Raw genomic sequence first — 23,183 nt, 5'->3', positions numbered from 1 at the left:
CGCGCGCCGGACCGACCCAGAGGACCACGCCGTGACGATCGCTCCCGAGACCGCTCCCGCTCCCCCGCTCACGGGACCCGAGTCGTTCGCGGCCCGCCACATCGGGCCCGACGACGCCGAACTGGCCACGATGCTGGCCACGGTCGGCGTCGACTCGCTCGACGCCCTCCTCGATGCCGTCGTCCCCCCGGCGATCCGTTCCGACCAGCGCCTCGACCTCCCCGAGGCCCGCAGCGAGGTCGAGGTGACGGCGGCGCTGCGGGCGCTGGCCGCAGACAACACCGTGCGCACGTCGCTCATCGGCACCGGCTGGTACGCCACGGTCACCCCGCCGGTGATCCGACGCAACGTGCTCGAGAACCCGGCCTGGTACACCGCCTACACCCCGTACCAGCCCGAGATCTCCCAGGGCCGCCTCGAGGCCGTCCTGAACTTCCAGACCATGGTGGCCGAGCTGACCGGCACGGAGCTCGCCAACGCATCGATGCTCGACGAGGCGACCGCCGCGGCCGAGGCGATGGCCCTGGTGCACCGCGTCAACCCGAAGGCGGGCACCGTCTTCGTGGCCGACGCGGACACCCATCCCCAGACCCTCGCCGTGCTCGCCACCCGCGCCGAGCCGTTGGGGCTCGAGCTCGTGGTGGCCGACCCCGCCGAGCCACTGCCCGACGGCTGCTTCGGTCTGCTCGTGTCACATCCGGGGTCGAGCGGCGCCGTCCGCGACATCGCCCCGATCATCGACCGGGCCCACGACGGCGGCGCCCTCGTGGTGGCGACCACGGACCTGCTGGCGTGTTGCCTGATGACCCCGCCCGGGGAGCTGGGCGCCGACGTCGTGGTCGGCTCCACTCAGCGCTTCGGGGTGCCGATGGGGTTCGGTGGACCGAGCGCCGGCTTCCTCTCCACCCGGGAGGCGTACAAGCGGACGCTGCCGGGCAGGCTGGTGGGTGTCTCGATCGACGCCGCCGGGCGTCCCGCGTACCGGCTCGCGCTGCAGACCCGCGAGCAGCACATCCGTCGCGAGAAGGCCACCTCCAACATCTGCACCGCCCAGGTCCTGCTGGCGGTCATGGCGGGGATGTACGGGGTCTGGCACGGGCCCGAGGGGCTGACGCGCATCGCCACCCGGGTCCACGGGCTCACGGCGCAGCTCGCCGCCGAGCTCGCCCGGACCGGGGTGACGGTCGTCCACGAGCACTTCTTCGACACGCTCACGGTGCGGGTGCCCGGCCGGGCCGCCGAGGTCCTCACCGCGGCCGCCGAACGGGGCCTCGACCTCCGCCCGGTCGACGACGACCACCTCGGCCTCAGCCTCGACGAGACGTCGACGGAAGCCACCGTCGAGCGGGTGCTGGCCGCGTTCGGCGCCACCCTCGCCCCGGCGACGGGTGACGTCGCCCCCGCGACCGTCGGTGACGCGCTCCCCGGTGCGCTGCGGCGCACGAGCCCCTTCTGCACGCACCCCGTCTTCCACCGCCACCACAGCGAGACCGAGATGCTGCGCTACCTGCGGCGTCTGGCCGACGCCGACCTGGCCCTCGACCGCACGATGATCCCGCTCGGCTCCTGCACCATGAAGCTGAACGCCACCACCGAGATGGAGCCGGTGTCCTGGCCGGGGTTCGCCGACATCCATCCCTTCGCCCCCGCGGCCGACACCGCCGGCTACCGGACCCTGATCGGCGACCTCGAGCGCTGGCTCTGCGAGATCACCGGCTACGACGCGGTGTCCCTGCAGCCCAACGCGGGCAGCCAGGGCGAGTTCGCCGGGCTCCTCGCCATCCGCGCGTGGCACCGCTCGAGGGGCGACCGGAACCGGGACGTGTGCCTGATCCCCGCGTCCGCGCACGGGACCAACGCCGCCAGCGCGGCGATGGCGGGGATGCGGGTGGTCGTGGTGGCCTGCGACGCCGACGGCAACGTCGACCTCGACGACCTCGACGCCAAGCTCGAGGAGCTCGGGCCGAACGTCGCCGCGTTGATGGTGACCTACCCCTCCACCCACGGGGTGTTCGAGGAGGCCATCGGCGAGATCTGCGCGGCGGTCCACGACGCCGGCGGGCAGGTCTACCTCGACGGTGCGAACCTGAACGCCCTCGTGGGCGTGGCCCGGCCGGGCCGCTTCGGTGCCGACGTGAGCCACCTGAACCTGCACAAGACGTTCTGCATCCCCCACGGCGGCGGCGGACCGGGGGTGGGCCCGGTGGCGGTGCGCAGCCACCTGGCCCCGTTCCTGCCGTCGCACCCGGTGGTCCCCGTGGCGGGACCGGTCGGCGCGAACCCCGTCGTGGGGCCGGTCTCGTCCGCGCCGTGGGGGTCGGCCGGCATCCTGCCCATCCCCTGGGCCTACATCGCCCTCATGGGCCCCGACGGCCTGCGCCGGGCCACTGCCGTCGCCATCCTGAGCGCCAACTACGTGGCCCGCCGGCTCCGGGACGCCTTCCCGATCCTCTACACGGGACGTGACGGGCTCGTCGCCCACGAGTGCATCCTCGACATCCGCCCCCTCACCCGGGCCACCGGGATCACCGTCGACGACGTCGCCAAGCGTCTCATCGACCACGGGTTCCACGCCCCGACGATGTCGTTCCCGGTGGCCGGCACGTTGATGGTCGAGACCACCGAGAGCGAGAGCCTCACCGAGCTGGACCGCTTCTGCGAGGCGATGCTGTCCATCCGTGCCGAGATCGACACCGTCGCCGCGGGCACCTGGCCGGTCGACGACAACCCACTGTGCAACGCCCCGCACCCCGCCGCCGACGTGGGCGACGACGAGTGGACCCACCCCTATCCACGCCGTGTGGCCGGTTGGCCGGGCGGGGGCGCCGATCGGCTCGGGAAGTACTGGCCGCCGGTGAGCCGCATCGACGGGGCCTACGGCGACCGCAACGTGATGTGCTCGTGTCCCCCGGTCGAGGCCTTCGCCGACGCCTGATCGAATTTCGTTGATCCTTCGAAATTGAGCCGATCACGGTACCCGAGGAGCTAGGGTCGCCCGGGTGTCCACCCCCGCTGCGCCCCCGGTGAGCAGCGGCGGCGCCACCCTCCCTCCCCCGGTGCGCGGGCTGTGGCCGCTGTTCCTCTGCACCTTCTTCCTCGCCACCGGAGGCGGGCTCGTCTTCCCGCTGCTCGCCGAGCTGCAGGACGCCCACGACCTGCCCACCTGGGGGCTCGGCCTGATCGCCGGGCTGTTCTTCCTCGGTTCGGTGGTGGGCCAACTGGGCTTCGCCCCGCTCGGCGACCGGGGCCACGCCCGGCTCCTGCTGGTCACCGGGGTGGCCGTCAACATCGGGTCGTTGCTCTGGTTCGCCTTCGGCACCGAGCTCTGGCAGTTCAGCCTCGCCCGGGGCATGGCGGGGCTCGCCACGGGGATGTTCCTGCCCGCGGCGCGGGCGAGCCTCGTCCGCGCCGACCCGGCCCGCACCGGCCACCTCCTCGGCCGATTCGCCGGCACCGAGACCTTCGGCTTCATGTTCGGCCCGGTGATCGGGACCGTCCTCTTCCAGTTCCTCGGCCTGCGGGCCCCCTTCCTCATCGTCGCCGCGACCCTGGCCGTCGTCCTCGTGGTGCTCACCCAGGCGAAGCTGCCCGGCACCCGCGTGGCCCGCCCCGCCCCCGGTGCCGGGCACGGCGAACGCAACGTGCTCGCGCCCTTCCTGTTGCTGCGCCACCGTGGCGTGGTGGTGGCGGTGCTGCTCCAGCTCTCCGTCTACCTCCCGGTCGGGATCTACGAGTCGCTCTGGGCGCGTTACCTCACCGACCGGGGGGCGTCGACGTTGCTGATCGGGCTGGGCCTCAGCCTCTACGCGCTCCCCTTCGTCATCGCCGCGCCCGCCGGTGGCCGTCTCGCCGACCGGGTGGGCCCGGTCCGGTCGGCCACGATCGGCATGGTGATCGTGGTCCCCGCCACCGCCGCGTACGGCCTTCTGGCCGTCCCGCTGCTCATCACGGCGATGGCCCTCGTGGAAGCGGTCGGGAACGCCATCGCCGTCCCCGGAGCGCAGACGGCGATGGCCCGCTCGTGTCCCCGGGAGCGCCTCACCGCCGGTCAGGGCCTCTCGGGCGCCGTCAGCATGATCGGAGCCGGCTTCGCGGCGGCCGTCGCCGCCCCCGTCTACGAGGCCCTGGGCCCGGCCTGGTTGTTCTGCGGCGCTGGTGCCCTGATGGCACTGCTCGTGATCGCGGCCCGCGTCCTCGACACCCGGGGCGCCGAACGGGCGGTGCCGCACCCGTTCGACCTCGCCATCCCCGATGGGGTGGCGCGACGCCCCGACCATCTGAACGACGTCGAGACGCCCGTGGGGCCCGTTCGCCTCGACCCCGCCGACGATCTCTGACGCGCGCGCCTCGTCCCGTCAGCGGCCACGGGAGACGAAAGGCAGCGAGACGACGGTCGCCCCGAGCTCGGCGCCGCGAGCGTCGACCACCAGCTCGTCGCCCTCGACGGCTCCCGGCGGGAGGAAGGCCAGCGCGATGCCGTGGCCCAGCTCCGGAGAGAAGTTGCCGCTGGTGACCTCACCGACGACCTCGGTGCCGCGTCGCACCACCTGGCCCTCGCGGGGCGGACGGCGTCCGGGCGTGACGAGCCCCCGGAGACGCCGGGTGACCCCCTGCGCCCGCTCGGCCACGAGGGGCGACCGCCCCCGGAACTCGCCCTTGTCCCAGGCGACCACCCAGCCCAGGTTGGCCTGAAGGGGGGTGATGCCGGGCCCGAGCTCGTGGCCGTGCAGCGGCAGGCCGGCCTCGAGGCGCAGGGTGTCGCGGGCGCCGAGGCCCGCCGCCTGGACACCGGTCGCGAGCAGCGCCCGGAACAACCGCTCGGCGCCGTCGGCGGGTACGGCGATCTCGACGCCGTCCTCACCGGTGTAGCCCGTGCCGGCGACCACGAGCTCCAGGCCCTCCCATGGGACTCGGCGCACTGCGAAGCGGGGCACGGTGGCCGCCGCCGGCACGACGCCGGCGAGGCGCTCACGGCTCTTGGGCCCCTGGACGGCCAGCACCGAACGGCCGGCGGTGACGTCGCGGGCCGTCACGTCGTCGATGCCGCCGACGAGGGCCTCCTCGGTGAGGGCCCGCATCACTCCGGAGGTGTTCGAGGCGTTCGGCATCACGTCGAAAGCCCGGTCGTCGGTCCACCAGACGATGATGTCGTCGGTCACCGAGGCGTCGTCGGGATCGAGCAGGTGGGTGTACTGGGCCCGGCCTGGCCCGATGCGGTGCAGGTCGTTGGTCAGCGCCCGCTGGAGCAGGTCGACCGCACCGCTCCCTTCGACGCGGACCGTGCCGAGGTGCGAGACGTCGAAGACCACGGCGGCGTGACGGCACGAGCGGTGCTCGGCCAGGGTGCCCGCCGGGTAGGACAGCGGCATCTCCCATCCACCGAAGGGCACCATCTTCGCCCCGAGCTCACGGTGGACGGCGTCGAGTGCCGAGGTGCGGTCGCTCACGCGGCGACCCTAGTGCCCGGCGCTCACGCCGGCGGCGGGGCCAACGGGCCCCGGGCGGCGAGGCGCTCGACCCATGTGGAGGCCACCTCCACGTTCTCGCGGGGCGCACCCCAGCCGACGAGGAGGTCCTCGCTGAGGGCCCTCGCCAGGGCGCCGGCGCGCACGAGGTGACGGTCGATCGGGGCGAGGCGTTCGAGGCGCAGCACCCCGAGGAGGCCCGCCACCCACCGCAGGGCCCGAGCCGTCGTGTCGTCGTCCTCGAGGACCCCGGCGGCCGCCGCAGCATCCAGCCGGGCCGAGGCGGGATCGAGGAGCCGGTGCAGCACGGGGAGGAGGTCGCTCCCCTCCCGACGTTCCACCGGCGCGGCGTTCGGGGGCGCCTCGCCGAGGAGCCCCCGGACCAGGGCGACCTCGTCGGGGAACACGACCGCGGCGGCAGCCAGGTGGCCGCCGTAGGCCAACAGCCCGATCAGCACGACGAGGTCGTCCTCGAGGTCCTCCTCGGCCAGGTGGTCGTCCCATCCCGACCGCGCCGTCCGGTAGGAGCGTTCGAGGGTGTCCACCGCCTCGGCCTCCAGTGCGGAGAGCAGTGCCGCCTTGGAGTCGAAGGCCGTGTAGAGCGTGCCCACCGCGCAGTCGAGCTCGTCGGCGACGGCCTGCATGGTGACGCCGGCGAGGCCGTCACGGTCGATCACGGCCCCGGTGGCGGCGAGGATCCGTTGGCGCTTGGCCTCGCGGGTGCGCTCCCGCCGATCGTCCGGGACGACCTTGAGATGAACCATGTTCACAGTATGAACCACGTTCACGGTCCGGGCGCGGACCTCGATCGGGCACGGTCCCCCAGCGACCTCGCTCCCCCGCGCTCGAGCTGGTCCGCCCGCGGATCCGTCTCGGCGGCGGCGCCCCCGCCGGACGGCGGTCAGGCGGTCAGGAGATCACGAGCCGGCGGCGAGACGGGTGACGGCGGCGTCGCCGGGGTCGGCCGCGGGCCGCAGCTCGAGGATGCGGGCGTCGACCTCGTCACGCACGTTGCCGAGCGGGAGGATGTTCAGCACCCCCTGGCCCTTCTTCACGAGATCGATCAACTCGCCGTCGTCCTGGATCACCACCGAGGCGTTGCCCTGGATGACGAGGTTGGCGGTCGTGACGTCGCCACCGAGGTGGTCGCGGAGGTAGGCGAACACGTCACGGACGCTCTCCAACTTGATGCCCGCGTCGAGGAGGCTCTTGACGACCTTGAGCTCCAGCAGGTCCGTGTAGCTGTAGCGGCGCCGCGTCCCGCTCCCCGCGGCGTCGACGAGGGACGGCCGGACCAGGTCGGTTCGGGCCCAGTAGTCGAGCTGGCGGTAGCTGATGCCGGCGATCTCGGCGGCCTTGGCCCCGCTGTAGCCCTCGGCGTGGACGGCGCTCATGATGGCTCCCTCTCTCGCCCCTGAGGGCGAGGTCACCCTCGACTGGAGGATGACGTGGTCTCGGGCTCCACCTGAGGTCTGGACGACAACGGTGAAACTACGCCCGTGTGAGGTGCCGAGCGTAGGTGCCCCGGATCACCGGGTCAACGATCCGGGCCCTGTCGCCGGGGTGCCCCACCTCGGACGGTACGGTGCCGGCCATGTCACTCTCTCGTCGTCAGTTCATCCTGAGGGTGAGCGCCGCCGCCGGCGCCACCCTTCCGGTCTGGGCGCTCGCGGCGGCGTGCACCGGCGACGACGCCGGGGGGCCCGACACCACCTCACCCGACGGCACCAGCGTGGTGCGCGGCGAGCGCGCCACGACGCTCGACGCCACCATCGCCCTGGTGGCCGGCTCCGGCTACCGGGCGCTCCAGTGGGGTCCGGGCGAGCCGTTCCTCCCCCGCGACGACCTGGGGGTGGCCCCGGGCCCGGACCGGGTGGCCGCGCGGCGTTCGATCCTCTACTTCGGCCAGCTGAGCGACACCCATGTGGTCGACACCCAGACGCCGTCGAGGGCCGACTGGACCTTCGCGCTGAACCAGGACCAGAACGCCTTCCGGGCCCAGGAGACGCTCACCGTCCACGTGCTCGCCGAGATGGTGGCGGCTGTCAACGCCCTGCAGCGCAGCGTCGTCACCGGGGCGCCCGCCGCGGTGACGGTGATCACCGGCGACCTCGCCGACTCCCACGCCACCGTGGAGATGAACTGGTACCTCGACACCCTGGCCGGACGCAACGTCATCCCGAACTCCGGGGCGAAGGGGACCTACGAGGGCGTGCAGGTCTGGGACGAGAGCGCCTGGGCCTACCACCCCGAGGACCCGAGCAAGGACCTGTGGGGCGAGAACGGCTACCCGGCCATCCCGGGTCTGCTCTCGGCGGCGGTCAGCAACGAGGTCCGCTCGGAGGGCCTGCGCACCCCGTGGTTGAGCGTCCTCGGGAACCACGACACCGTGTGGATGGGCACCCTCGGCCCCTACACGGCGCCGTTCGACCAGCTCGCCACGGGGACCTCCAAGATCGCCAACCCCCCGCCCGACACCGCCCAGCTCTACAGCGACGTCTCGAACCCCGCCAACGCCGCCGACCAGACCGACTTCGCCCAACTCGTCACCACCCTGGGCACCCAGGCCGGCGTCCGCCAGGTCACGCCCGCCGCCGACCGCCGGGGCTTCACCCGCCAGGAGATCATCGATGCCCACTTCGCCATCGACGATCCGGTCGGGCCGAGGGGCCACGGCTTCACCGAGGCGTCGCGCACCACCGGCGACGCCTGGTGGTCACGCTCGATCGGTCCGGCGGTGAAGTTCATCGCTCTCGACACCAACAACCAGTGGTTCGGCGCCGACGGCAGCATCCGTCAGCCGCAGTGGGAATGGCTGGAGGCGGAGCTGCAGAACGCATCGTCGACCTACCTCGACGCGAACGGGGAGGTCGTCACCAACAGCGCCACCGATCAGATCGTCGTGGTGCTCAGCCACCACACGAGCTGGACCATGGAGAACGTCGCCGCCGAGCCGGGTGACACCACCCAGCTCTACACCGGCGCCGACCTCGTCGCCCTGCTGCTGCGGTTCCCGAACGTCGTGGCCTGGTGCAACGGGCACACCCACGCCAACACGATCGTCCCCCACCCGACCACGTCCACCACCCTCGGCGGGGGCTTCTGGGAGATCAACACGCCGAGTTGCATCGACTGGGGCCAGCAGTCCCGGATGGTGGAGCTGGTCGACAACCGCGACGGCACCCTGTCGATCTTCACGTTGACCGTCGATCACGCCGCACCGCCCGACGTGCGCCCGGGGGACCTCTCCCAGACGAACCTGGCGTCGACCAGCCGTCAGCTCGCCGCCAACCCGTGGTTCTGGGATGCCGCCGCGCTGCTCGGCACCCCGACCGACCGCAACACCGAGCTGTTGGTGAAGGCGCCGTTCGACCTCTCGCGGATCTCCGACGCCACACTCGAGGACCACTCCCTGCGCGTGAGCCTCCGCGAGAAGATGGGCATCAGCCCGCGCTGAGCCGGCGCCCCCGTCGGGCGGTGCCGGCTCAGTTGCAGCCCGGTGCCGGGGCGGACCCGCGCAGCACGGACGCGAACCACGTGACGACATCGCCAGCCGAGGCGTACCCGATGAGGTCGTGGCTCACCCCCGGGTAGGTCTGCTCGGTGGTGGCCGTCCCGTTGGCGCAGTACGAGGACACGAGCTTCGTGGTGGCCGACGGCTCGACGATGGTGTCGGCGTCGCCCTGGGTGACGAAGACGGGCGATTCGATGCGTGCACCGCCGGCGGAGTTCTTCGCCAGGAGGGTCGACCAGGGCTCCACCGAACCGGGATCGCCGACGAAGAAGCTCCCGGCGAGGGGCGCGGCGATGGCTGCCATCTGGTCGGACTGGGTGAGGTCGCACAGCTGGACCAGCGGGGCGATGGCGGGAAGCCCGTCGGCGGTGACGACCTGATCCGCCCGGGGTGTCGGGGTGGTGTCGGCGTACACCTCGGCGTAGGCGTTCACGGCGTAGGCACCGAGCACGATCCCCTCGGCGGTGTCGGCGTCGAGATCGAGCAGGTCGGCGAGCTCGCCGGCGGGCGCCGCCGCGGCGGTGGCCACGAGGTCGAGCTCGGGCGCGTACGACCTGGCCAGCTGGCCGGCGAAGAGCGATCCCTGCCCACCCTGGCTGTGACCCCAGAGCAACAGTCGGTCCCCTGCGCCGGTGTCGGGAAGGACGCGGGCGGCGCGGGCGGCGTCGAGGACGCTGCGGCCCTCGCTCTCGCCGACGAGATAGGGGTGGACACCGGGTGTGCCCAGACCCTCGTAGTCGGTGGCGGCCACGACGTAGCCGGCGGCGAGGAAGGCGTCGAGGCCCGGGATCAGCTCGAACACCGTCGACATGGTGGATGGGGCGCAGTCGTCGACGACGCCGGTGGTCGGGTGGGCCCAGCTCACGATCGGCCGGTCGGCGGGAATCGTCGTGGTGGCGGTCTGTCCACCGGTCGCGTCGGAGGTGGCGTCGTCAGGAAGAGGGGCGACGACGATGCCCGAGACGGCGATCCGTTCGCCGGTGATCCCCTCGGAGAGGTACAGGATGCGCCAGGCCTGCGATCCGGCCGGGGCGCCGGGCAGCGCCTCGCTGCGGATCACGTCACCGGGCCGGCCCTCGGGCAGCGGCTCCGGTGGGATGTAGAAGGCGTCGGAGGGCTCGCTGAAGGCGGGGTTGGTGGTTGCGGTCGTGGTGTCGCCGGGTGCGGCGGTGTCGTCGCTGCAGGCCGATGCGAGGAGGGCGGCGGCGGCCAGCGTCGCCAGGGCGACGGCACACCGGCGGCGCGGGCGTCGGCGCATCGACACCGTCGGGTGCAGCCGCTCCGGACCCCTGACCCGGTCGGTCACGAGGCGAAGTCGTCCGGGTTCACCGAGTCGATGAACTCGCGGAACTGTTCGACCACGTCGTCGCCCGGCGGTTCCTCGTCGTCGACCTCGGGTTCGACGATGCCGGCCTCGTCGAGGAGCTCCTCGGTGGCGTAGATGGGACAGTCGATCCGCAGGGCCAGCGCCATGGCGTCGGACGGGCGGCTGGAGATCTGAAGCGACGTGTCGCCGGAGGTCACGTGGAGCTCCGCGTAGAAGGTGCCTTCCTCCAGGTGGGTGATGAGCACCCGCTCGACGGTCCCGCCCAGGCGCTCCACGAGGTCCCGCATGAGGTCGTGCGTCATCGGGCGCTGGGTCACGACGCCGTCGAGCGCGAAGGCGATGGCGGTCGCCTCCGGCTGACCGATGAAGATCGGGAGGAGGCGGTGCTCCCCATCCAGCTCACGCAGCACGACGACCGGGACGTTGCCCGGCAGCTCGACGCGTACGGCGACCGGCTCCATCTCGACCATGACTGGACCCTACCGGGAGCGCTGCGACGCCGGGCGGGGGAACGCTCCGCCGTCGAGATCAGACCTGGCCGAGGTACCCGCGCAGCGCCGAGCGGACCATGGCCGCCCGCAGGTCGTCGGCCAGCTCGGCGAGGTCCTCGAGCATCTCGACCGCCTCCTGGCGAGCGTCGGGCCGGCGCTGCTTGAGCAACGGCGTGATGAGCTGCTCGAAGAGGCCGGCCTCCCGGTCGGCGGCCACCTTGTACATGCGCAGGTGCCTCGGTTCGATGCCGTAGCGCCGGAAGCCGACGGCGAGTCGAGCCACGATCAAGGCGTCCTCGTCGTAGTAGTCGACGCTCCCCATGGACCGGGCCGAGAGGAGGCCGTAGCGCTCGAGCTCGCCGAGCTCACGGGCGGTGAGGCCGGTGGCCGCGCTGAGATCGTCGAGCGAGAGGGTCACCGGGTCCTTCGCCGCGGGCGCCGGCGGCGCCCCGGGCTCGCCGGCGGGGTGCCCCGTGGGGTGCCGCCCACGACCGGAGGGTCCAGGGTCGGGTTCGGGGTCCGGTTCGGGCTCGGTGGGCGGAGGGCCCTCCACGAGCTGGGCGACGACCCGGGCGCGTTCGCGGTCCTCGCCGGGCGACGCGACGGCGCGGCTCACCGGGCCCGCCGGGTGGGCGTCCTCGTCGCTCACCACCCCCGCCCGCTTCAGCAACGTCAGGGGCGCCCGGGCGACCGGAGGCTCCTCACCTTCGACGGCGGCGCCGGCGTCCGACGAGCCGACGAGTGCCGCCGACGCGGCGCCCTCGGCGGCCAGCGGGAGCACACCGTCGGCCGCCGCGCCGTCGAGGTCCCCGCTGGCCAGGCGCTCCTTGATGACCTTCAGCGGCAGGAAGTGGTCGCGCTGTTGGGTGAGGATCCAACGCAGCCGCTCGACGTCGTCGTCGTGGAACTTGCGGTACCCCGACGGGGTGCGCTCGGGATCGAGCAGGCCCTGGCTCTCGAGGAAGCGGATCTTCGAGATCGTGATGTCGGGGAACTCCGGCTGCAACAGGGTGAGGACCTCCCCGATGGAGAGGTGGGTGCGGTCCGACGCCATCAGTCCTCGCCGACGCCGTGGAAGAACACCAGCTTGAACTTGCCGATCTGCACTTCGTCACCGTTGGCCAGCGGGGCGACCTCGATGCGTTCGCGATTGAGGTACGTGCCGTTGAGCGACCCGGCGTCGCACACCGAGTAGCCGCCGTCGTCGGTGCGCCGGAACTCGGCGTGGCGGCGCGAGACGGTGATGTCGTCGAGGAAGATGTCGCTGTCGGGGTGGCGCCCCGCCGAGATCACCTCGGCGTCGAGCGCGTAGCGGCTCCCCGCCTTCGGTCCCCGCTTGACGACCAGCATCCCCGTGTCGGCGGGCATGTCGTCGACCTCGACGCGCATCTCCTCCTCGACGGGGTCGGCGGGGAGGGTGGGGTGGAAGACGATCGTGGTGCTCTCCTCGGCGACCGTCTCGAGGACCGCGCCGCAGGAGGAGCAGAAGTTGGAGCCGAGCGGGTTGCGATGCCCGCAGTTGTTGCAGAAGACGTCGCTCACGTCGTCATCCCTCGATCAACCGCCGGTAGCCCTCCACGTCGAGCAGCCCATCCAGCTGGCCCGGGTCGTCGATCTCGATCACGCAGATCCAGCCGGCGCCGTAGGGATCGTCGTTGAGGACCTCGGGGGCGTCGGCGAGCTCGGCGTTGACCTCGACCACGGTGCCGGTGACGGGTGCGTAGATGTCGGAGACCGACTTGGTGGACTCGACCTCGCTCACCTTGGCGGCCGCCTCGACGGCCGCTCCGGTGTCGGGCACCTCCACGTACACGACGTCGCCGAGGGCGTCCTGGGCGTAGTCGGTGATCCCCACCGTGACCCGGTTGCCCTCGAGCCGCACCCATTCGTGGTCGGTCGAGTAGCGCAGGTCGTCGGGGAGGAGCACGCGCGGCACGCTAGCGGATCCGCCTGACCCTCGACACGAGCGTGAGGGTGGGGGCCCTCCGCGATGGGGACGTCCGCCTCAGCGCACCATCTGGCGGATCCGGCGGGCGTACTCCTCGGCCAGGCGGCGGGCGGCGTCCGGTGAGCTGCCCTCGGCCCACACGTGGGTGACCGGCTCCTCGGGATCGGGCAGGGCGAGGGCCCAACCGCCGTCGTGCACCACCTTCACCCCGTCGACGAGCACCGTCTCACGGTCCTTGCTCTGCTCCATGAGGCTGCGCATCACGAGGCCCTTCTGGTCCCACGGGGTGACGACGCTCTCGTGCACGAGGTGGACGCGGGGCAGCTTCTCGACCACCTCCGACAGCTTGAGGTCGTGGAACGAGAGGAGGTCGAGGACCTTGACGAGCGTGGCGGCGGCGTCGAAGCCGGGCATGAAGCCGGGGAGGATGAAGTTCCCGGACTGGTTGCCGGCGAAGCCCACCCCGGGCTCGGTGGCGGCGTCCATGAGCGCGGCGCTCGACATCTTGGTCCACACGACGCCGATGCCGTGCTGGTCGAGGATGCGCTTCGCCGTCGACGTGGTGTTCACGGGGAGGGCCACCCGGTCGCCGTGCAACGCACCGGGGAGCAGCGTGAGCAGGGCGAGCAACGTCTCGGTCGGGGTGAGGACGTGGCCCTCGTCGTCGATCAGGCGGAGCTGCTCGCCGTCGGGGTCGATGACCCCGCCGAGCTGGCTACCCGACGTGCGCACCAGGTCGCCGACGCGCAGCGCGTGGTCGTCGAGGTGGTCGCTGAGGACGCCGGCCGTGGAGATGAACGGGTTCACCGCCAGGACCTCGAGACCGAGCTTGGCCAGCACGTTCGGCATCGCGAACGAGGCCGACCCGTACGCGTAGTCGATCACCACCTTGAACCGGGCGGCCCGTATCCGGTCGACGTCGACGGTGGCCTCGAGGGCCGTGGAGTAGTGCTCGAGGGCCCGGGGCGCGTAGCCGATGTCGCCGATCTCGCCCGGGAAGACGCGACGGAAGTCCTGGCGGTCGTAGAGGCGCTCGACCTTGCGCTGCACCTCCTCGGTGATGTCGAGGCCCTCGTCGTCGAAGAACCGGATGAGCAGCGACTGCGGGTCGTTCCTGTCGAGGCGTACGGTGAGCCCGCCGCGGGCGGTGGGGCGACGCATGACGAAGCGGGTGACGGGAACCGAGGCGACCTCGAGGTCCTCGACGTTGACGCCGACGGCGTTGAGCCCGGCCATCATCGCCCGCTTGAGCATCCGGGCCGATCGGCTCGAGTCGCGCGAGGTGATGACCGTGCTCCCCTGCTTGAGCAGGCCGCCGTAGGCCATGGCCACCCGGACGGCGAACTCGGGGGTGATGTCGACGTTGGCCAGCCCGTTGACCCCGTTGCGCCCGAAGAGGCTGCGCGCCCCGCGGGACTCCCAGACGATCGACTCGTTGACCACCGCGCCGGCTTCGATGGTCTTGAAGGGGTAGATCTTGACCTCGGCACCGATCGACGCCTCGTCGCCGACGAAGCACTCGTCGCCGAGCACCACGCCCTCCTCGGTCCGCACCCCCTTGCGCAGATCGCAGGAGCGGCCGACCACGGTCCCCCGGAGGCGCACGGCCTCACCGAGGTAGGCGTGGTCGTTGACGACCGTCCGCTCGAGGAACGCGTCCTGGCGGATGCGCACGTTGGCCCCGAGCACGGTGTACTCGCCGATCACGGCGTCGGCCTCCACGCGGCAGTTCTCCCCGATGACCGCCGGGCCGACGATCGTCGCCTCGGTGTGGACGTCGGCGTTCTCGCCCAGCCAGACCCCGGGCCGCACCTCGAACCCCGGGATCTCGACGCGGACCCTGCCGTCGAGGATGTCCTTGTGGGCCCGCACGTAGGAGTCGATGGTGCCGACGTCCTCCCAGTAGCCCTCGGTGACGGCCCCGTAGAGCGGCCGGCCGTCGGCGAGCAGCGCCGGGAACACCTCGCCGGAGAAGTCGACGGGGCGCCCCTCCTCGATGTAGTCGAAGATCTCCGGCTCGAGCACGAAGATGCCGGTGTTGATGGTGTCGCTGAACACCTGGCCCCACGTGGGCTTCTCGAGGAAGCGCTCGATCGAGCCGTCGTCGCGGGTGATGACGATCCCGAACTCGAGCGGGTTGTCGACGTGGGCCAGGCCGATGGTGGCCATCGCGCTCTTCTCGTCGTGGGTGGCGACGATGGCGCTGATGTCGACGTCGGTCAGCACGTCGCCGGAGATGACGACGAAGCGCTCGGTGAGATGGTCCTTGGCGTTGCGCACGGACCCGGCCGTGCCGAGCGGCGTCTCCTCGGTGGCGTAGGTCATCGTGACCCCGAAGTCGGACCCGTCGCCGAAGTACTCGCGGATGGAGTTCGCCATGAAGGCGACGGTGACCACGATGTCGTCGATGCCGTGGCGCTTCAACAGATCGACGACGTGTTCCATCATCGGCCGGTTCACCAGCGGCAACAGCGGCTTCGGGGCGTTGGAGGTGAGCGGGCGGAGCCGGGTGCCCTCGCCGCCGGCCATGATCACGGCCTTCATGGGGTCCTCCTCGGGGGGTGGGGCCGCCCGTCGGCGCGAACGGCTTCCTACCCCCGAACCTACTGCGCCCTCGCGGCGCGGCCGTCCCGCAGGGCGATGACGGCGATGGGGACGTACCGGACTGCCGCGTAGTAGCTGAGGGCGAGGCCGGGGAGCCCGGTGAGCCAGGCCGCCGCCTGGAACAGATCGGCGCTCGCGAGGTCGCTGGCCCCGCCGATGAACAGCGGGAACGCGAACATCAGCCCGAACGTGCCGGCCTTGCCGTACCAGGTGACGTCGATGCGCCTCGCGCCCAGGGCGGCCAGGGCCAGCGTCGCCCCGGCGACCACCGCCTCACGTACGAGCACGGCGATGCAGAACCACAGCGGTGCGGCGTCGGCGACGACGATGCTCACGATGGCGACGAAGAACAGCAGACGGTCGGCGACCGGGTCGAGGACCTTGCCGACCGTCGACACCTGGTGCCAGCGACGCGCGAGGTAGCCGTCCACCCAGTCGGTGGCGCCGAGCACCGCCAGCAGGATCCCGGCGGCGGGGAGGGCCTCCTGCACCAGCAGTAGCCACACGAACAGCGGGAGGCAGGCCAGGCGGAGGGCGGTGATGAGGTTGGGGACGGTGAGCACCCGGTCCTCGCCACCGCCCGGTGTCGGGGGTTCGGGCTCCGGCGGCGGCGCCATGGCGGGCACTCTACGATCCGGTTTCCATGACCACGATCTTCACCCGCATCCTGAACGGCGAGCTGCCCGGCCGCTTCGTGTACCGCGACGACGTCAGCGCGGCCTTCCTCACCATCGCGCCGATCACCCCGGGCCACACCCTGGTCGTGCCGGTCGCCGAGGTGGACCACTGGGTCGACCTCGACGACGACATCGCCGGCCATCTGATGGTCGTGGCCAAGAAGGTGGCCGTGGCCCAACAGGAGGTGCTCGAGCCGACCCGCGTCGCGCTGATCATCGCCGGCCTCGAGGTGCCCCACACCCACCTGCACGTCCTGCCCATCCACTCCGAGCGCGACATCGACTTCTCCAAGGCCCGCACGGACACCCCTCCCGACGAGCTCGACGCCGTGGCGGCGAGCCTCGCCGCGGCGATCACGCCCTGACCCGCCGTCGCGACCCCTAGACCAGCGTGGCCTGTGCCGGCGGCGGGCCGGCCTCGTCCACGGGGTCGAGCAGGTGGGCTCCCTGGTTGCGCACGTTGTTGACCTCGGTGCTGACGGGGCGGAGCTCGAGCAACGACGACGGTGCGGGCACCAACAACCGCCCCAGCACCTCGAGGTCGTCGACCTGCGGATCGAGCCACGTCGCCCAGGCCCGACGGGGAAGGATCACCGGCATCCGGTCGTGGACGGGCTGCACCTTCTCGTTGGGCTCGCCGGTGATGATCGTGCACGACCGGAGCACGTCCGCTCCCCCGTCCCGCTCGGCCTCGGTGGCGTTCGGGTCTTTCCACGTCTCCCACAGGCCGGCGAAGGCCAGGGGCTCGCCCGAGGCCGCGTGGATGTACATCGGCTGCTTGCGCTTCTGGCCGGGAACCACCTTCCACTCGTAGAAGCCGTCGGCCGGGACGAGGCACCGTCGGCGGGCGAAGGCCGCCTTGTACGCGCTGCTGGTGGCGAGGCGCTCGGCCCGGGCGTTGATCATCCGGTTCCCGACCGACGGGCTCTTGGCCCACCGGGGCACGAGCCCCCAGTGCATGGGGGTCACCCGCCGGGTGCGGCCGTCGGAGAGCACGACGTACACGTCGTTGGTGGGGGCGACGTTGTACCGGGGCTCGAGCGCCGCTTCCGGGGCCGCGGCGTCGAAGTAGGCGGCCACGTCGGCCGGCGGGGTGGCGGAGACGAAGCGACCGCACATGGTCGAGACGGTAGCGGCGGGCGTCTCAGGGTCGGTCGACGTCGGTCTCGTCGAGGCCGACCTCCGGGCGCAGCGTCGGGAAGAGGATGACCTCCCGGATGCTCTCCACCCCGGCGAGCAGCATGACCAGCCGGTCGACGCCGAGTCCCATCCCGCCGGCCGGGGGCATGCCGTACTCGAGGGCCCGGATGTAGTCGAGGTCGACGTCGGCCGCCTCGGGGTCGCCGGCCGCCTTGGCGGCCGCCCCCTCACGGAAGCGGGCCAGCTGCTCGACCGGGTCGTTCAGCTCGCTGTAGGCGTTGGCCAGCTCGCGGCCGTCGACGATGACCTCGAAGCGCTCGACGAGGGTGGGGTCGTGGCGGTGCGGCTTGGCCAGCGGTGAGGTCTCACGGGGGTGGTCGAGCACGACCGTCGGCTCGACCACCTTGGGTTCCACGAGCTCGTCGTAGACCTCGTGGGTGCAGCGACCGGCCCCCCAACCGTCCTGCCACGCCAGTCCGAGGCCGTCGAGGACCGCCCTGGCTTCGCCGACCGGCATGGCGGGGTGGATGTGCACGCCGACCACCTCGGCGATGAGGTCGACCATCGTGACGCGGCGCCACGGCCCCGCGAGGTCGAGCGTACGGCCTCGGCACTCCACGGTGGTGGTGCCGTTGGCGGCGAGCGCCGCCGAGGCGACGAGTGCCTCGGTGAGGTCGATCATCTCCTGGTAGTCGCCGAAGGCCTCGTAGGCCTCGAGCATCGTGAACTCGGGGTTGTGGCGGGTGTCGATGCCCTCGTTGCGGAACACCCGCCCGATCTCGTAGACCCGCTCGAGGCCGCCGACGAGGAGCCGCTTGAGGGGCAGCTCGAGGGCGATCCGCAGGTAGGTGTCGAGGTCGAGGGCGTTGTAGTGGGTGACGAAGGGGCGGGCGGTGGCCCCGCCCTGGCGGAGGTGCAGCATCGGTGTCTCGACCTCGAGGTAGCCGCGGGCCCGAAGCACCTGGCGCAGGGCGTCGACGGCGGCCACACGGACCTCGAACACCCGACGGGCGTCGTCGTTGACGGTCAGGTCGACGTAGCGCTGCCGGAAGCGCAGGTCGACGTCGGAGAGGCCCTTCCACTTGTCGGGCAGCGGGCGCAGCGCCTTGGCCAGGAGGGTGAACGAGGTGACCTTCACGGAGAGCTCGCCCTTCCGCGTGACCATCACCGTGCCCTCGACGCCGATCCAGTCGCCCCGATCGAGCTCGTTGAAGGCGACCATGGCCTCCTTGCCGACGACCCCCGCGGAGACGAAGAGCTGCACCTCGCCGCTGCGGTCGCGGAGCTGGCCGAAGGTGAGTCGCCCCTGGTCGCGCTTGAGCATCAGCCGCCCGGCCACGGCGACGGCGACCTCGGTCTCCTCCCCGGCCTCGAGGCCCCCGAACTCGCTGCGCAGCTCGCCGAGCGTGCGATCACGGTCGAAGCGGTGCGGGTAGGGGTCGACGCCGTCGGCGCGGAGCTGATCGAGCTTGGCGTAGCGCTGGGCCCGGATCGACGCCCGCTCCGCTTCGACCTCGGCGTCACTCGGCTCGGGTGGGAACTCGTCGGGGTCGGGATCGGTCATGGACACCAGCTCGGCGTAGGGGCGCGGGGTGGCGCCGCCGGCGCCGTGGCGAGCGTAGCGGTGCTCCGGCAGGGGCCCGGCCTCGTCGTCCACGACACCCGAATCGCCGAAGGGACGAGCGGGTCGACCATGCCGCCGGACACGTCCGGTGCGTGTCGGTGGGCACGGACCGCGACGGCCGGCGGGGGCGACCATCGATCCATGACCGACACCACGAGCTCCCCAGACCGCTCCCTCGCCCCCGACCACCACACCGCAGGTGACGCCGTCGCCATCGAGCGGCGGATCGACGAGCTGTTCGCCATCAGCCGTCGCCATGCCGAAGCGGCACGGGAGGCCTTCGTCGAGGCGATGGAGCTCCAGCGTCTCGTCGACCGACCCCACGAGGTCGACCTCCGCCGCTGAGCCCCTCCGCAGGGCCGGCTCGCGGTCCTGGCTCGACTCGCAGTCGTGGCTGTGCCCCTGGCCGGGACCGGCCACCTCGGCGACGGCCCCGTCCGGGCAGAATTGGTCGGGCTGGCGGGATTCGAACCCACGACCTTCGGTCCCCCAGACCGACGCGCTAACCAAGCTGCGCCACAGCCCGTGAAGGGCGCACCCTACTCCCCCGCCGCGACCATCTCCGAATCGCCGTCGGGGGCTCGCGACGGCGACACGACGCGGTACGCGAAGGGGTCGAAACGACGTGTGCGCCACCAGTACGACAGGGAGAACCCGGGCCACAGCGTGTCCACCCGACCGTCGGCGGAGCGGTACCAGCTCTCACAACCGGACAACCACACCGTGTCCTGCATCCGGCGCTGCACGGCGGCGTAGGAGGTGGCCTGCACCTCCGGACGGAGGTCGAGCGCGGCGACCCCTTCGCGAAGCCGATGACGCAGAGCACCGAGCACCCAGTGGAGCTGCGCCTCGATCATGAACACGATCGAGTTGTGCCCGAGCCCGGTGTTGGGTCCGGCGAGGAGGAACAGGTTCGGGAACCCCGCCACCGAGATGCCGAGATGGGTGGCCGCCCCGCCCCGCCACGCCTCGCCGAGCTCGCACCCGCCCCGGCCGCGGACCTGCATCGGCGCCAGGAAGTCCGTCGCCGCGAACCCCGTCCCCAACACGATGGTGTCGGCCGGGTGCACGACCCCGTCGACCGTGCGCACGCCGCCCGGCACCACCCGCTCGATGCCGACGGTCACGAGGTCGACGTCGGGGCGGGCCAGCGTCGGATACCAGTCGTTCGACAGCAGCAGTCGCTTGCACCCCGGCGTGTAGGTCGGCGTCACCGCGGCCCGCAGGCCGGGGTCGGCGATCGACGCCTCGATGTGGTCACGACCCATCTCCACGACCCGCGCCGTCACCCGGTCGTTACCGAGGAACGCCAGCGCGGACAGCTCCTGGCGGGCGTAGATGCGCCACCGGTGCAACCGGGCCAGCACCGGGAACCGGGTGTACAGCCGTCGCTTCCACGACGGCACCGGGCGGTCGTCCCGAGGCAGGACCCATGGCGCGCTGCGCTGGAACACGTCGACGTGCCCGGCGATCGACGCGATCTCGGGGACGAACTGCACGGCGCTGGCCCCGGTGCCGATCACGGCCACCCGCTCCCCCCGCAGGTCGTGGGTGTGGTCCCACCGCGCCGAGTGGAAGACCGCACCCTCGAACTCGCCGAGCCCGGGGATGTCCGGGACCCGGGGTGTGGAGAGCGGCCCCGTGGCGTTGACGACCACGTCGGCGGTCGTGACCGTGCCGTTCGCGGCGGTGACCGACCAGGTGGCCGAGGCGTCGTCCCAGCGCAGCTCACGCACCGTGACCCCGAAGCGGATCGAGGGGCTCAGACCGTGACGTTCGACGACCCCGCGGAGGTACTCCTCGATCTCGGGCTGTCCGGGATAGGCCCGCGACCACCCCGGCTCGAGGTCGAACGAGAACGAGTAGAGGTGGCTGGGGATGTCGCATGCGCAGCCCGGATAGGTGTTGTCACGCCAGGTCCCGCCCACGTCGTCGGCCCGCTCGAGGATCGTGACGTCGTCGAACCCGGCGCGGCGGGCCACGATGGCGGCGCCGATGCCCGCGAAGCCGGCACCGATGACCACGATCCGGGTGCGCCCCGGCCGGGTCAGCGGTTCAGGAACCACTCGACGCCCTCCACCGCCCGCCAGCCCAGGTACACCACGAGGGCGACCACCAGGATCCAGAAGTGCCACGGGGCCCGCGACGACGACGGGGGCTCGGCGATGGGCCGTCCGCAACTCGGACAGGTCCCGTCGGGCGGCATGGAGTTCGGGCTCCAGAACTTGTCGCAGTCCTCACAGAACGGCACGAGCGCCTCGGTACGACAGATCGGAGCCGTCAGGTGCGACGAACGGCGAGGATGGCGACGTCATCTTGCAGCGGGCCGCTCGAGAAGTCGCTGGCCGCCTCGAGGAGCGACTTGCACAGTACGTCCGCCGGGATCCCGGGGTCACGCCGGATGATCTGGGCGATGCGGTCCTCACCGAAGAGCTGGCCACCGTCGCGTACCTCCGACAGCCCGTCGGTGTAGAGGAGGCAGAGGTCGTCGACGTCGAGGCGGACCTCCCGGCTGGCGTAGGCCGCGTGGGGGTCGAGCATCACCACCGGGCCGGTGGCCCGCAGCGGACGCACGTCGCGGTCGTGCCAGAGCCATACCGCCGGATGCCCGGCCGAGGCGTAGCGCAGGGTGCCTGCCGAGGTGTCGAACACCACGACGCACAGCGAGATGAACTCCTCGTGGCCGCCGACGGCGGTGATCTGCGCGTTGAGCTCCTCGAGGGCCTGGGCCGGATCGCGGTACTGGCGCAGGAAGACCCGCAGGAGGTACTTCGCCTGGAAGGCCGTGATGGCCGGCTCGATGCCGTGGCCCGACACGTCGCCGATCACCGCGGCGACACGGGTGGGCCCGAGTCGGACCAGGTCGTAGAAGTCGCCGGCCATCAGACCCGAGCCGGGTTGGTAGACCCGGCCGACCTCGAACCCCTCGAAGCCGGGCAGCTCCTCGGGGGCGAGGCGCTCGGCCCAGCGCCGGGGGGCCAGCTCCTCCTGGGAGAGCACCTCCTGGGCCCGGCGGTCGAGCTCGGCGCGGGCCTGGGCGACGCGCGCCTCCGCCACGAAGTTCCGCCCGAGGACGATCGACACGATCGCCGGGGCGGCGACCACCGAGAGGGCGAGGGCCTCGTTGCGCGTCGCCTGCCAGGCGAACAGGCCGGTCACCGCGGCGAGCACCAGGTAGGTGCCGGCCGAGAGCGCGTCCTTGCGGTAGTCCGAGCGCACCAGGGTGACCAGCTCCGGGTCGCCCTGGGCGTTCTCGAGGCGACGCAGCTGGCGGAGGCGGTAGCGCGCCGAACGGGCCCACACCACGGCCGCGACCACGCAGGCGAGGGCGACGACCGACAGGAGAGGCTGCGCCATAGGGCCTCGATGGTACCGCCGGGGACCCACCCCTCCGGGGACGACCACGGTGCGTGGGCACGACCGCCGGAGCGAGGGAGGCGTCCCGAGCGGGACTCAGCGGGGCCGGCGGTCCAACAGCGCGGCGACGTTGCTGGGGACGGCACCGTCGGCCCGTCCGGCGGCGTGGGCGGCCATCCGCTCGATCCGCCCGCCGAGCAGGGCGGGGGCCCACTCGGGGAGCTCCTCTCGGCCCCGCAGATCGAGGGTGGCGCGATCGAGCTCGACGAGCAGCTCGAGGGAGGAGGCGATGCGACCGGTGAGCACGGTGGGGTCGGCGGTGCACAGTGCCAGCGCGGCCTCCGCCATGGTCTCCAGGGGCTCGTAGAGGTGCGCGGGGAGGTCCGAGTGGGCCACCAGCAGCTCGGTGGCCGCCGCGGCCTGTGGGGCGAGGGTGTTGGCGACGACACCGTCGGGGGCGACCTCCGCGGCGAGGCTGGCCGTCCACCGGTCGAGGAAGGCCTTGGTGCCGCCGTAGATGGTGCCCATCGTGGCCGGTGCGGTGTCGGGGAACGGGGGCCCCTGCGGGGGGATGGCGGTGGCCGACGACAGGTTGAGCACCCACCCGCTCCCCCGTTCGCGCATGCCCGGCACCACTCTGCGTACGAGGTGCCACGGTGCCCAGAAGTTGAGCTGGAGCACGTGCTCGACCGCCGCGTCGCTCCAGTCCATGAGCGACCTGAACCCGCCGCCGGCGGCGTTGTTCACCAGGATGTCGACCGGTCCCAGCTCCGCCTCGACCCGGTCGACGAGCGTGCCCCTGTCGACCGCGGGGTCAGCGAGGTCGAAGGGAACGGCCAGCACCGCTGCGCCGACCGACCGGAGGTCGTCGGCGGCGCCGTCGAGCGTGCCCAGGTCGGCCATGCCGGCGCGGGGCCGCGAGCAGATGGCCACCGCAGCCCCCTCTGCGGCCAGGCGGAGGGCGATGGCCTTGCCGATGCCCCGGCTCGCCCCGGTGACGAGGGCGACCCGCCCTGCGCACGCGTTCCCCATCGGT

At 72.2% G+C, this 23,183-nt stretch carries 20 protein-coding genes, 1 tRNA gene and 2 pseudogenes; 5 read left to right on the top strand and 18 right to left on the bottom strand.

Annotated elements, in window-relative coordinates; genetic code table 11:
• Positions 1 to 31: 31 nt before the first annotated feature.
• Both gcvP and MUE36_05515 read left to right on the top strand, forming a co-directional pair.
• Positions 32 to 2,935, top strand: a complete 2,904-nt coding sequence (gcvP, locus tag MUE36_05520; GenBank protein MCU0310381.1) for an aminomethyl-transferring glycine dehydrogenase — start codon at positions 32 to 34, stop codon at positions 2,933 to 2,935.
• A 64-nt stretch (positions 2,936 to 2,999) separates the two neighbouring features.
• The gene (locus tag MUE36_05515) at positions 3,000 to 4,337 is read left to right on the top strand and encodes an MFS transporter (GenBank protein MCU0310380.1); all 1,338 of its coding nucleotides are present in this window, start codon (positions 3,000 to 3,002) and stop codon (positions 4,335 to 4,337) included.
• Positions 4,338 to 4,355: 18 nt separating this feature from the next.
• On the opposite strand, the gene gcvT is transcribed toward MUE36_05515, so the two are convergent.
• The 3 genes from gcvT to MUE36_05500 all read right to left on the bottom strand — a co-directional run bounded on the left by gcvT (position 4,356) and on the right by MUE36_05500 (position 6,859).
• Entirely contained in the window at positions 4,356 to 5,447 is a 1,092-nt protein-coding gene (gene gcvT / locus MUE36_05510) for a glycine cleavage system aminomethyltransferase GcvT (GenBank protein MCU0310379.1), read from the bottom strand.
• 23 nt (positions 5,448 to 5,470) lie between these two features.
• Entirely contained in the window at positions 5,471 to 6,229 is a 759-nt protein-coding gene (locus MUE36_05505; GenBank protein MCU0310378.1) for a TetR family transcriptional regulator, read from the bottom strand.
• A gap of 153 nt (positions 6,230 to 6,382) precedes the next feature.
• A complete protein-coding gene (locus tag MUE36_05500; GenBank protein MCU0310377.1) occupies positions 6,383 to 6,859 on the bottom strand; it encodes a MerR family transcriptional regulator in 477 nt (158 codons plus the stop codon).
• A 200-nt stretch (positions 6,860 to 7,059) separates the two neighbouring features.
• On the opposite strand from MUE36_05500, the gene MUE36_05495 reads away from it, so the two are divergent.
• Positions 7,060 to 8,922 (top strand): TIGR03767 family metallophosphoesterase, encoded by a 1,863-nt coding sequence (locus tag MUE36_05495; protein MCU0310376.1) that lies wholly within the window; start codon positions 7,060 to 7,062, stop codon positions 8,920 to 8,922.
• Positions 8,923 to 8,950: 28 nt separating this feature from the next.
• On the opposite strand, the gene MUE36_05490 is transcribed toward MUE36_05495, so the two are convergent.
• The 8 genes and pseudogenes from MUE36_05490 to MUE36_05455 form a co-directional block, all read right to left on the bottom strand.
• The gene (locus MUE36_05490) at positions 8,951 to 10,237 is read right to left on the bottom strand and encodes a lipase family protein (GenBank protein MCU0310375.1); all 1,287 of its coding nucleotides are present in this window, start codon (positions 10,235 to 10,237) and stop codon (positions 8,951 to 8,953) included.
• A 44-nt stretch (positions 10,238 to 10,281) separates the two neighbouring features.
• Positions 10,282 to 10,776, bottom strand: coding sequence for a bifunctional nuclease family protein (locus tag MUE36_05485; protein MCU0310374.1), 495 nt, complete (start codon positions 10,774 to 10,776; stop codon positions 10,282 to 10,284).
• A 58-nt stretch (positions 10,777 to 10,834) separates the two neighbouring features.
• Positions 10,835 to 11,851 carry a MerR family transcriptional regulator gene (locus tag MUE36_05480; GenBank protein MCU0310373.1) on the bottom strand — a complete coding sequence of 339 codons (1,017 nt, stop codon included), beginning with the start codon at positions 11,849 to 11,851 and terminating at the stop codon, positions 10,835 to 10,837.
• Positions 11,851 to 12,174, bottom strand: a pseudogene (locus MUE36_05475) (FHA domain-containing protein). Before MUE36_05475 ends, MUE36_05480 begins: the two are co-directional and overlap by 1 nt.
• 117 nt (positions 12,175 to 12,291) lie before the next feature.
• Positions 12,292 to 12,339: pseudogene (locus MUE36_05470) on the bottom strand (hypothetical protein).
• A 4-nt stretch (positions 12,340 to 12,343) separates the two neighbouring features.
• Positions 12,344 to 12,724, bottom strand: a complete 381-nt coding sequence (gene gcvH / locus MUE36_05465) for a glycine cleavage system protein GcvH (protein MCU0310372.1) — start codon at positions 12,722 to 12,724, stop codon at positions 12,344 to 12,346.
• Between the two features lie 78 nt (positions 12,725 to 12,802).
• On the bottom strand, positions 12,803 to 15,289 hold the full coding sequence (locus tag MUE36_05460) for a sugar phosphate nucleotidyltransferase (GenBank protein ID MCU0310371.1): 2,487 nt from the start codon (positions 15,287 to 15,289) through the stop codon (positions 12,803 to 12,805).
• Positions 15,290 to 15,348: 59 nt separating this feature from the next.
• Positions 15,349 to 15,966: a CDP-alcohol phosphatidyltransferase family protein gene (locus MUE36_05455; GenBank protein MCU0310370.1), complete on the bottom strand. Its 618-nt coding sequence runs from the start codon at positions 15,964 to 15,966 to the stop codon at positions 15,349 to 15,351.
• A 26-nt stretch (positions 15,967 to 15,992) separates the two neighbouring features.
• Here MUE36_05455 and MUE36_05450 point away from each other — a divergent pair, with 26 nt between their 5' ends.
• A complete protein-coding gene (locus MUE36_05450; GenBank protein ID MCU0310369.1) occupies positions 15,993 to 16,391 on the top strand; it encodes an HIT family protein in 399 nt (132 codons plus the stop codon).
• Between the two features lie 16 nt (positions 16,392 to 16,407).
• On the opposite strand, the gene MUE36_05445 is transcribed toward MUE36_05450, so the two are convergent.
• Together MUE36_05445 and lysS are read right to left on the bottom strand one after the other, a co-directional pair.
• Positions 16,408 to 17,145: an SOS response-associated peptidase gene (locus MUE36_05445; protein ID MCU0310368.1), complete on the bottom strand. Its 738-nt coding sequence runs from the start codon at positions 17,143 to 17,145 to the stop codon at positions 16,408 to 16,410.
• Positions 17,146 to 17,170: 25 nt separating this feature from the next.
• Positions 17,171 to 18,823, bottom strand: coding sequence for a lysine--tRNA ligase (gene lysS / locus MUE36_05440; protein MCU0310367.1), 1,653 nt, complete (start codon positions 18,821 to 18,823; stop codon positions 17,171 to 17,173).
• Between the two features lie 108 nt (positions 18,824 to 18,931).
• Between lysS and MUE36_05435 the strand changes: the two genes are divergently transcribed.
• A complete protein-coding gene (locus MUE36_05435; GenBank protein MCU0310366.1) occupies positions 18,932 to 19,135 on the top strand; it encodes a hypothetical protein in 204 nt (67 codons plus the stop codon).
• Between the two features lie 103 nt (positions 19,136 to 19,238).
• On the opposite strand, the gene MUE36_05430 is transcribed toward MUE36_05435, so the two are convergent.
• The 5 genes from MUE36_05430 to MUE36_05410 all read right to left on the bottom strand — a co-directional run bounded on the left by MUE36_05430 (position 19,239) and on the right by MUE36_05410 (position 23,179).
• A tRNA-Pro gene (locus MUE36_05430) sits at positions 19,239 to 19,316 on the bottom strand.
• A 13-nt stretch (positions 19,317 to 19,329) separates the two neighbouring features.
• On the bottom strand, positions 19,330 to 20,856 hold the full coding sequence (locus MUE36_05425; GenBank protein ID MCU0310365.1) for an NAD(P)/FAD-dependent oxidoreductase: 1,527 nt from the start codon (positions 20,854 to 20,856) through the stop codon (positions 19,330 to 19,332).
• Positions 20,838 to 21,041: an endonuclease Q family protein gene (locus tag MUE36_05420; GenBank protein MCU0310364.1), complete on the bottom strand. Its 204-nt coding sequence runs from the start codon at positions 21,039 to 21,041 to the stop codon at positions 20,838 to 20,840. The genes MUE36_05425 and MUE36_05420 overlap by 19 nt, the downstream gene beginning before the upstream one ends.
• Positions 21,042 to 21,070: 29 nt before the next feature.
• The gene (locus MUE36_05415; GenBank protein ID MCU0310363.1) at positions 21,071 to 22,147 is read right to left on the bottom strand and encodes a serine/threonine-protein phosphatase; all 1,077 of its coding nucleotides are present in this window, start codon (positions 22,145 to 22,147) and stop codon (positions 21,071 to 21,073) included.
• Between the two features lie 96 nt (positions 22,148 to 22,243).
• Entirely contained in the window at positions 22,244 to 23,179 is a 936-nt protein-coding gene (locus tag MUE36_05410) for an SDR family oxidoreductase (GenBank protein MCU0310362.1), read from the bottom strand.
• Positions 23,180 to 23,183 lie beyond the last annotated feature (4 nt).

This window comes from Acidimicrobiales bacterium (assembly GCA_025455885.1).
Taxonomy (GTDB): domain Bacteria; phylum Actinomycetota; class Acidimicrobiia; order Acidimicrobiales; family Acidimicrobilacustridaceae; genus Rhabdothermincola_A.
The sequence above is the reverse complement of the archived record's forward strand: the minus strand, read 5'-3'. Positions and strand labels throughout refer to the sequence as shown.